We start from the raw sequence: 1511 nt of genomic DNA, 5'->3' as shown, positions 1-1511 counted from the left end.
CCCCGCCGTGCGCCCAGCCACTTCGTAACCGTTCAATAGCCAGGATCGGCCATTGGGCACCACAGATGCAGATGACGCGCCAACCTTCGCGGCGCCGCGCCGTTCGTTTGCGGTAGGCTAGAAGGATTGTGTCGCCATGCGTCTCAGACCAAAACGCAGCCGCAAGACGGCCCGCAAGCGCATTCGCTATGCGCGCAGAGCTGGCAACCTCCAGAAGGGCCGTTAAGCGGCTGGCTTATGTGGCCAGAGCTCCAGCTTCATTGCAGGTGATGCACTGGCAGGTGCGCGGGCGGGAAAGGCTAAGGACGCCACGGATGCGACTGGAACGGTAGCCCGCTCTGCCTGGAACAGGTCTTGAGAAGGGACAGTTACCAGCAGTTGTGCTGCTTCATCGCAGATATCGACATGAAAGTTGGTCAGAGGGGTGCCGTCTCCCGGCCAAGCGAAGGCAACTTCATTAATCAGCTCGACAGCCTCAGCCTTGGCCTCATCTAAGCTTTTGAAAAGGCAACCTGTTCTGTCTTCAATGCGAATATGGCCGGTATCTATATGAAGGAACATGCGCTGCATATTTTTGAGCCCGTATCCCCCTGTTGCTCCCAGTCTATAATTATGGGTGTTTCGTAACAATATGGATGAATAGCAATGTTCATCCGCTGCCGCTTGAGGTAGCGCTTCGACACGTGGTAGCGAATCACTCCCGGCCAAGGGGGCGCCACCGCGCTAAACAGGCGGCCAACGCCTTCGCCGCACGCAACGCGGCCAGGGCCTCTGCCTGAAGCTCGCGCTCCGACTTTGGCCTATCCGACAAAGGGGGCGGAGGTGCTGCCGGAGGCATGACGGCGCTACCGGCGCACCTTTCCACCACCAGGCGCGATGGTGGGCAATGGTGCTGGCGGCGGCACGCTAACCGGCGGCAGCGGCGGCGACACCTCTACAGCCTTCTTTGGCTCGGGCGTGGCACCCGGCACCGGCGGCTTATTCTTCGGCATCGGCCGGCACCTCCACGGGGTCCAAGACCAAGGGCGCAACCAACTCACGCGGCACATCCTGCCTTGCCGCCGAGCCCGCCTTCCGGGCGCCATTGGCGTCAAAGACCGGCAGAGGCTCCATGCGCTGCTTCCGCCCAGCCTCAGCCGCTAGGGCGCTAGGCATCTCCGCCGCCAGCGCGCTAATCCAGTCATAATGCAACGGCCTGCCCATCGCCCGGTGCGTCATTCTGGCAGCCGTCCAGGCCGCATCCAGCACATGCTCCGGCACCTCGCGCCCAGCAAAGCGAACCACTACGGCCGGAAACTCAGCACGCGGACGACTCAAGAGGTCCGCGACGGCAGAACGCGTGCGACAGGCCTCGCGCTGCTGCATCTCAGGGGGCATTCCATCGAAGCCAGGAACGCGGCCGGGCTGGCCGAAGACGAAGATCGTCATGGTCAGCGCCCCCGGCCGGAAGCGGCAATGCGCTGCTGCATGGCGGCCTGGGCGGCGGCCGCCGACCTGACACCAGACGCGGC

General features: G+C 63.3%; 2 protein-coding genes. Both read right to left on the bottom strand.

Features of this window, described 5'->3' with window-relative positions; translation table 11 throughout:
- Nucleotides 1-222 precede the first annotated feature (222 nt).
- Nucleotides 223-570 carry a DUF6894 family protein gene (locus tag EP26_RS36025; RefSeq protein WP_157034000.1) on the bottom strand — a complete coding sequence of 116 codons (348 nt, stop codon included), beginning with the start codon at nt 568-570 and terminating at the stop codon, nt 223-225.
- A gap of 408 nt (nt 571-978) precedes the next feature.
- On the bottom strand, nt 979-1428 hold the full coding sequence (locus EP26_RS30800) for a hypothetical protein (RefSeq protein WP_043345422.1): 450 nt from the start codon (nt 1426-1428) through the stop codon (nt 979-981).
- Between the last annotated feature and the right edge of the window lie 83 nt (nt 1429-1511).

This window comes from Belnapia moabensis DSM 16746 (genome assembly GCF_000745835.1).
GTDB classification, from domain to species: Bacteria; Pseudomonadota; Alphaproteobacteria; order Acetobacterales; family Acetobacteraceae; genus Belnapia; species Belnapia moabensis.
The sequence above is the reverse complement of the archived record's forward strand: the minus strand, read 5'-3'. Positions and strand labels throughout refer to the sequence as shown.